This is a genomic window from Bradyrhizobium sp. CCBAU 11386 (genome assembly GCF_028128955.1).
GTDB lineage: Bacteria > Pseudomonadota > Alphaproteobacteria > Rhizobiales > Xanthobacteraceae > Bradyrhizobium.
Map to the genome: position 1 here is coordinate 78337 of NZ_LBKA01000233.1, position 6876 is coordinate 85212.

7 protein-coding genes are annotated in these 6876 nt (G+C 64.8%); 3 read left to right on the forward strand and 4 right to left on the reverse strand.

What is annotated here, in order from left to right; all coding sequences use genetic code 11:
* Positions 1 to 171 precede the first annotated feature (171 nt).
* Together rpoH and XI09_RS23485 are read left to right on the forward strand one after the other, a co-directional pair.
* Positions 172 to 1071, forward strand: a complete 900-nt coding sequence (gene rpoH / locus XI09_RS23480) for an RNA polymerase sigma factor RpoH (protein WP_027548376.1) — start codon at positions 172 to 174, stop codon at positions 1069 to 1071.
* Between the two features lie 307 nt (positions 1072 to 1378).
* A complete protein-coding gene (locus XI09_RS23485; protein ID WP_271568973.1) occupies positions 1379 to 1720 on the forward strand; it encodes a hypothetical protein in 342 nt (113 codons plus the stop codon).
* Between the two features lie 119 nt (positions 1721 to 1839).
* On the opposite strand, the gene XI09_RS23490 is transcribed toward XI09_RS23485, so the two are convergent.
* The 4 genes from XI09_RS23490 to XI09_RS23505 form a co-directional block, all read right to left on the reverse strand.
* A complete protein-coding gene (locus XI09_RS23490) occupies positions 1840 to 2463 on the reverse strand; it encodes a peptidoglycan recognition protein family protein (protein WP_271568974.1) in 624 nt (207 codons plus the stop codon).
* 32 nt (positions 2464 to 2495) lie between these two features.
* Positions 2496 to 3707: a GGDEF domain-containing protein gene (locus XI09_RS23495; RefSeq protein WP_271568979.1), complete on the reverse strand. Its 1212-nt coding sequence runs from the start codon at positions 3705 to 3707 to the stop codon at positions 2496 to 2498.
* Between the two features lie 847 nt (positions 3708 to 4554).
* Positions 4555 to 5166 (reverse strand): LysE family translocator, encoded by a 612-nt coding sequence (locus XI09_RS23500; RefSeq protein ID WP_271568975.1) that lies wholly within the window; start codon positions 5164 to 5166, stop codon positions 4555 to 4557.
* Positions 5167 to 5474: 308 nt separating this feature from the next.
* Positions 5475 to 5849, reverse strand: coding sequence for a response regulator (locus XI09_RS23505; RefSeq protein ID WP_271568976.1), 375 nt, complete (start codon positions 5847 to 5849; stop codon positions 5475 to 5477).
* Positions 5850 to 5977: 128 nt separating this feature from the next.
* On the opposite strand from XI09_RS23505, the gene XI09_RS23510 reads away from it, so the two are divergent.
* Complete coding sequence (locus XI09_RS23510; RefSeq protein ID WP_271568977.1) at positions 5978 to 6820, forward strand: SDR family NAD(P)-dependent oxidoreductase; 843 nt, start codon at positions 5978 to 5980, stop codon at positions 6818 to 6820.
* Positions 6821 to 6876 lie beyond the last annotated feature (56 nt).

Consider the following 6876-nt stretch of genomic DNA (forward strand, 5'->3'; position numbering starts at 1 on the left):
CACACGGGGACGTGACGTCAGCAATCCTTCCCTTTTTGACCCCCCATAGGGTATATTGCGCCTGCGTTGGAAATGACCAACGCGGAACATCGCAGCTACGGCCGGCTTTAACACAGCGGTCGTCTGCCTGGCCCGCCGCTATCGGGGGCCTGAACCTTGGAGGGCTCAACTATGGCCCGTACCGCTGCTTTGCCGGTGCTCAATGGAGAATCCGGCCTTTCTCGCTACCTCGCCGAGATCCGCAAGTTCCCGATGCTGGAACCCCAGCAGGAATACATGCTCGCCAAGCGTTGGCGCGAGCATGACGATCGCGACGCGGCGCACCAACTCGTCACCAGCCATCTCCGCCTCGTGGCCAAGATCGCCATGGGCTATCGCGGCTACGGCCTGCCGATCTCCGAGGTCGTCTCGGAAGGCAATGTCGGCCTGATGCAGGCGGTGAAGCGTTTCGAACCCGAGAAGGGGTTCCGTCTCGCCACCTACGCGATGTGGTGGATCAAGGCGTCGATTCAAGAGTACATCCTGCGTTCCTGGTCGCTCGTGAAGATGGGCACCACCGCGAACCAGAAGAAGCTGTTCTTCAACCTGCGCAAGGCGAAGAGCAAGATCAATGCGCTGGACGAGGGCGATCTCCGCCCCGACCAGGTTGCGACCATTGCCAAGCGGCTGGGCGTGACGGACCAGGACGTGATCGACATGAACCGCCGCCTCGGTGGCGACGCGTCGCTCAACGCGCCGATCCGCGACGACGGCGAAGCCGGCGAATGGCAGGACTGGCTGGTCGACAATACGCCCAACCAGGAAGCCATGATGGCGGAGCACGAGGAGTATGATCACCGCCGTAACGCGCTGAACGGCGCCATGGGCGTGCTCAACCCGCGCGAACGCCGCATCTTCGAGGCCCGCCGCCTCGCCGATGAGCCGATGACGCTGGAAGACCTTGCCGCCGAGTTCGGCGTGTCGCGCGAGCGCGTCCGCCAGATCGAGGTCCGCGCCTTCGAGAAGGTGCAGTCCGCGGTCAAGGGCACGATCGCAAGGGCGGAACAGGCCGCGCTGGAAGCCGCGCATTAAGCGGGCTTCGCTGGCGCCAGAGATTGGCGGATCGAAAGAGACGGAAAAGCCGGCGGCAACGCCGGCTTTTTTGTTGCCAAATGCTCGCTGTCCCTTCTCCCCTCGTGGAGAAGGTGGCGCGAGCGACTCCGGCTCGACCAGCGACTTTGCGCGGTATCGCAAGAATTGTCGCGGCCGCACAGCCGAACGAGACGGCCATCACAGCCCTCCCCCTGGCTGACTTGGAACCGCGCTGGCCTTGAACCCGCGGGTCCGCTCAACCGACCCAAAAGGACCGGACCGACAACAGCAAGCGAATGGACGCGCCGTGTCGATCATCCTGCAATCCACCGTCGGCGGCTTCTCCGCCCAGTTCATGCGCAAGCTGCCGCTGGTCGAGCAGGCGATGCGCGAGCACGGGCTCGACCCCGCCGGGTTCGTGATCTCCAAGGACTACGCCTCGACCGCGACGATCCCGATCATGGGTCCGTTCTTCTTTAACTACAGCGTGTACTTCGGCGACGAGACATTCACCGTCACCGAGCCGAACGACATGGTGTTCCTGGACTACTTCTTCAAACGCGTGCTCGCAGCGGACGAGCCGCCGGAATTGCCGCGGCGGCCGGGTCTGATCCGGCGGTTCTTCGGCTGGATGGCGGAGGCGATGTAACCCCTCCCGTCATTCCGGGGCGCGCGTAGCGCGAACCCGGAATCCATCGCGCGACAGAGTTGGTGGATGAATGGATTCCGGGTTCGCGCCAAGAGGCGCGCCCCGGAATGACACGCGGGCTACTCCCCCCATGTCCTCGCCAGCGTCGCGAGCCAGCAGCCTTCGCAATAGCGCGCGTCCTTGTAGTCGATCCAGTTGTGCGCATAGACGCGGTCGAGCGGGATGCCGTAGCGCGCACGCAGCACCTTTACGAGGATCTTCCACGCCGCGACCTGCGCCTCGGTGGGACCGGCCGCGACATCGGGATAATTGCCGGCGAACTCGACGCCGATCGAATTGTCGCGCACCACCTGGCGATAGGTCGGTCTGTTGTCGATGTACTTGTTGTCGTTGCGGTTGGCGCCGTCGCCATGGGTCGGCACCAGGTTTTCCGCGACCGCCCAATAGACCGTGCCGTCGGTCTCGACCCAGACCGTGACGCCGCGCCGTGTCGGGTTCTTCGACTGCTCCGCCGCGCCGCCGCGCGCCGAGCCCGCCGGCCCCTCGGTCTGGTGCACGATGATGTTGCGCCAGGGTCTTGCGCTGCGGACATCGCCCCACGGCGCCAGCCAGACGATCTTCAGGCCGGGAATGTCGGGCGTGCCGGAGGCGCGCGCGAGCTTTGCGAGTTCGGCGTCGGCTGCGGCGGCGGGTGCAATCAGAAGAGCGGCGAGAATGGCCGCGAGCAGGCGAGACATCATCAAGGGTCCAATGCGGACCCGAGCCTAGCACGCCGTCAGGCGAAATTGTGCGCGGCTTCGCCCGTGCCGTTCGGCTCGGGCGAGAGCGGCGGCGCCGGATCGTAGACGGCAAAGTCGTTCTTGCCGTTCTTCTTGGCGGCATAGAGGGCGTGATCGGCATGCGCGATCAGGCGGTCCGGGAATTGGCCGATGCCGCGGTCCCATTGCGCCACGCCGATCGAGATCGCGATCGGGATGTCGTGGCCGTTGCAGGCCGCGGCGTCCCGACGGCAGACCTCGAGCACGCGGCGGGCGATTGCGGCCGCCTCGCGCATGGAAGAGGACGGCAGCACGATGCAGAACTCGTCGCCGCCGGTGCGGGCGAGCATGTCGCCGGGCCGCAGCCGCGTCTGCGCCATCAGGGTGAAGTGCTGGAGGCAGGCATCGCCCGCGGCATGGCCGTGGGTGTCGTTGATGGTCTTGAAGCCGTCGAGATCGATCACCAGCAGCGAGAACGGCTCGCCGCTGCGCTCCGAACGGGCGCATTCCTCGGACAGGCGCTGCAACAGATGGCGCCGGTTGGCGACACCGGTGAGATCGTCGAGCAGCGCGAGGTCGGCGACCTCGCCACGCAGCCGGTCCATCGCCATCAGGAGGAAGCCGAAATTGAGCGTCATCGACAGGAACAGGAGCCCCAGCACCATGACGGCATGGGTCTGACCGCCGGCGACCGCCGAGAAATCGTGGCCGAGCAGATTGCCCACCGCACGGGCAAGGAAGATCGCAATGATCGTGATGATGACGATGCCGGCCAGACGGGCGCCCGGATTGACGCGCCCTTCAGGCGGTAACAGCAACAGACGCAGCGACAGCACCAGCGGCAGGGCCTGGCCGATCGTGTAGCTGAGCATGCGCAGCTGCATGTGGTCGAAGCCGACCATGAAGAAGACAACGCCGCCGATGCTGATGATCCCCGTCGCAGCCATAACGCGCCAGGAGACCGGCCGGTCGTAGAAGCGCTGAATGCCCATGGCGGCAAAGCAGCTCGCCGCAATGATACCGGCGCCCCCGATAAGAAGCGGCACGGGAGAGGCGACGAACAGACGGATCAGCGCCGCCATCGCGCCGCCCGCGCCGACGAAGGCCGATGCCATCCAGAACCGTGCGGCCGCGAATTTCGGATAGGAACGCGTCACGTAGGCCCAGATCAGGCCGAGCGCCAGGAAGTTGACGGCGAAGACCGTCCAGAGTGTCGGTACGTTCAGCATGGCGCGTGCGGCAAGCGCAGCGCCCCGCCCCCCATTCCTGGCAGCCGTCCGTCCATGACCCATCCCCGTTTTCTTGCGGGGAACAATGCGCGGGTTGCACTTAACGGAGTCTCACTGCGATCCTTCAAAGCGCGCCTTTGGTTTTGGATTCATGAACGGCGCACGCATTGTCGGATCGTTAGGCATGTCGCCGGCGGACCTCGTGCGGTCGTCTCGCGATCCGCGCGGAGCGGATTCGCGGGCAAAAATCACCCGAAAACGCATCTGAGCTGTGGATAACGTGATGACACGGATATGACGGCGCGGGGCAGAGACCTGCGAATCTGCTGAGTTTGTCGTCGAGGATGTTGCGAGGCTGGCCCTCCGCCGAGCATCCCTCGTGTCGCGTTCCACCATTAACCCTTGAGAGGATACTATGGCTAAGAAAGCGAAGAAGGCGGCGAAGAAGAAGGCGAAGAAGGCCAAGAAGGCAGCGAAGAAGAAGTAACGAGGCTTCTTTTGTTTGCCCGGGTGGAGCCTCGCTCCGCCCGGGCGTCGGGTAAGGTTGAGAGAATTTGAAGATGGCGGGCGCAAGGCCCGCTTTTTTATTGGCCGTGCGTCGCTGCTACGTCGCCCTCTCCCCGCTTCTTACGACATGACGTGAGTGGCGGAGGCGCGGAAGCTTCCGCAGCGTCATGGCCGGGCATAGCCGTCCGAAGGACGGCGTCGCTTCCGCTCGCCTATGTCCCGGCCATCCACGCCTTGCCCGCGGCACGAAGAACGTGGATGCCCGGGACAAGCCCGGGCATGACGGCCTCTCCGCTCCGCTCTTCGCGGGGCGAGGTTAAGAAGAGATCGCGCCCATCGCCTACCGCTCGGCAAACGCGAGCTTGGCGCCGAGTGCGGCAAATCCCGCCGCAAAGCTGCGGCGCAGCCAGGTCATCACCACGGGGCGGGAGATAACGCGCTCGCGCACGGATGCGGCGCAGAGGCCGTAGACGACGAACACCGCAAAGGTCACCGCCATGAAGGCGCCGCTCAATTCCAGCATCCGCGCCAGCACATGGGCTTCGTCCGCCGCGATGAACTGCGGCAGGAAGGCAAGGAAGAAGATCGACAGTTTTGGATTGAGGATGTTGATCAGGAAGCCGGTGACGATGACCCGGCCGCTCGACCGCTCCTTGATCTCACCCTCCACCGCCAGCGCACCTCGCTCGCGCAGGGCCTGCCAGGACATGTAGAGCAGATAGAGAACGCCGCACCATTTCAGCGCGGCGAAGGCGAGCGAGCTGGTGTGGAGCACGGCGGCAAGTCCCAGCATGGCTGCAATCATGTGCGGCACGATCCCGAGCGTGCAGCCGAAGGCGGCAGCCAGACTGGCTCGCGAACCGCGCGTCAATGCCGCCGCCAGCGTGTAAAGCACGCCGGTGCCGGGCGAGGCGACGACGATCAGCGAGGTGAGCAGGAAGGACCAGGTCATGAGCAGACCCTATCATCCCGCCTCACCGCAAGAAAGCGGCGCCTCGAAATCAGCCGTCAGGAGGACGGGTTGAGAACAGGCCTGCTCCACAGACAAAGCAATTCCAGCACCGTCACCCTGAGGTGCTTGCCTGTTCGGCGAGCCTCGGAGGGTGATGGCCCGGCTGCATCTCGGCCGTTCATCCTTCGAGGCTCGTCACGCGACGCTTTGCGCCGCGCGGCTCGCGCCTCAGAGCCTGACTCAAAAACAGGATGACGGGTTGAGAACAGGCCAGCCCTGCAAACAAGGCAGTTCTGATACCGTCACCGTCAGGACAGCTGCGCGATCTCGGCCTCGCGCAGCACGTCGAGCGGCGTCCAGGGCTTGGCCCAGAATTTGGCGCCGTCGGGCAAGGGCTGCATCAAGGGACGGCCGGAGGTGACGACGATGTCGAGCTTGGGATTGCGTCCCTTGGCGACATGGGCGAGCTCGACGCCGTTCATGCGGCCGGCCAGCTGCACGTCGGTCAGCATCAGGCAGAGTGCGCCTGCGCTCGTCTCGAGCACCCGCTCGGCCGCTTCGGCGCTCTCGCACTGGATGACCTGATAGCCGCTCTCCTCCAGCAGGAGACTGAGCATCTCTCTCTGCATGGGGTCGTCTTCAACGATGAGTGCCGTTGCAGTAAATGGTCTTGATTGTCCCATCGGCGGCTCCCAATGCTGCTTGTCTCCATCCAAGTAACTTACGTTAAGGGGCCAACTCGAATACGGTTCGGTTCCATTCTGAAAAAATGTAAATCATAGTTCCAAAATCGGAGCTTGAGGGGGGATCCATGACTGCGATTCGCGGCGCCGCCGCCATCACGGGAGCCGCGAGCGGCATTGGCCGCGCACTCGCCATCGAACTCGCCCGGCGCGGCTGCGACCTTGCGCTCGCCGATCGCGACGAGGCCGGGCTGAAGGCGCTCGCCGCCGAGATCGGCGAAGGACGCGACACGGCACGCAAGGTCAGCGTGCATTGCGTCGACGTTAGCCAGCCCGGCGACATCGCCCAATTCGCAGGCGAAGCGACAGCGGCGCATCCGTCGCTCGGCATCCTCGTCAACAATGCCGGCGTGGCGCTGCTGGGCACGTTCGAGGAGATCGACCCGGCACAGATGGAGTGGCTGTTCGACATCAATTTCTGGGGCGTGGTGCACGGCACCCGCGCCTTCCTGCCGCACCTGAAGACGAGGGGCGAGGCGCATATCGTCAACGTCTCGTCGATCTTCGGCATCATCGGGCCGCCGGGACAATCGGCCTACGCCGCGGCCAAGTTCGCCGTGCGCGGTTTTTCCGAGAGCGTGCGGCACGAGCTCGCGGTGGCTGGAAGTCCCGTAAAGCTGTCGGTCGTGCATCCCGGCGGCGTCGCCACCTCGATCGCGCGGAGCTCGCGCACCGGGGTCGGCGTCACCGACAATGCCCGCCGCTCGCAAATGATCGAGCGGTTCGAGAACGCGGCAAAGACCACGCCGAAGGACGCTGCGCTGCGCATCATCAAGGGCATCGAGAAGAACGAGCCCCGCATCCTGATCGGCAACGACGCCCGCTTCATGGACCTGTTGCAGCGCTTCCGCCCGGGGACGTACTGGGCGCCGTTGCAGCGGAGGCTGGAGAAGATGGCGAAGGGGAAGTGAGTATGATGGCGCTATGGGCAAGTGAGTGACGCGACAGCGCCGCCACACCCTCATTC

Bases quoted from the DNA above. Each gene is read 5' to 3' on its own strand.
- rpoH (WP_027548376.1), top strand. From the start codon at position 172: ATGGCCCGTACCGCTGCTTTGCCGGTGCTCAATGGAGAATCCGGCCTT.
- XI09_RS23495 (WP_271568979.1), bottom strand. From the start codon at position 3,707: ATGCTGAACGTACCGACACTCTGGACGGTCTTCGCCGTCAACTTCCTG.
- XI09_RS23500 (WP_271568975.1), bottom strand. From the start codon at position 5,166: ATGACCTGGTCCTTCCTGCTCACCTCGCTGATCGTCGTCGCCTCGCCC.
- XI09_RS23505 (WP_271568976.1), bottom strand. From the start codon at position 5,849: ATGGGACAATCAAGACCATTTACTGCAACGGCACTCATCGTTGAAGAC.
- XI09_RS23510 (WP_271568977.1), top strand. From the start codon at position 5,978: ATGACTGCGATTCGCGGCGCCGCCGCCATCACGGGAGCCGCGAGCGGC.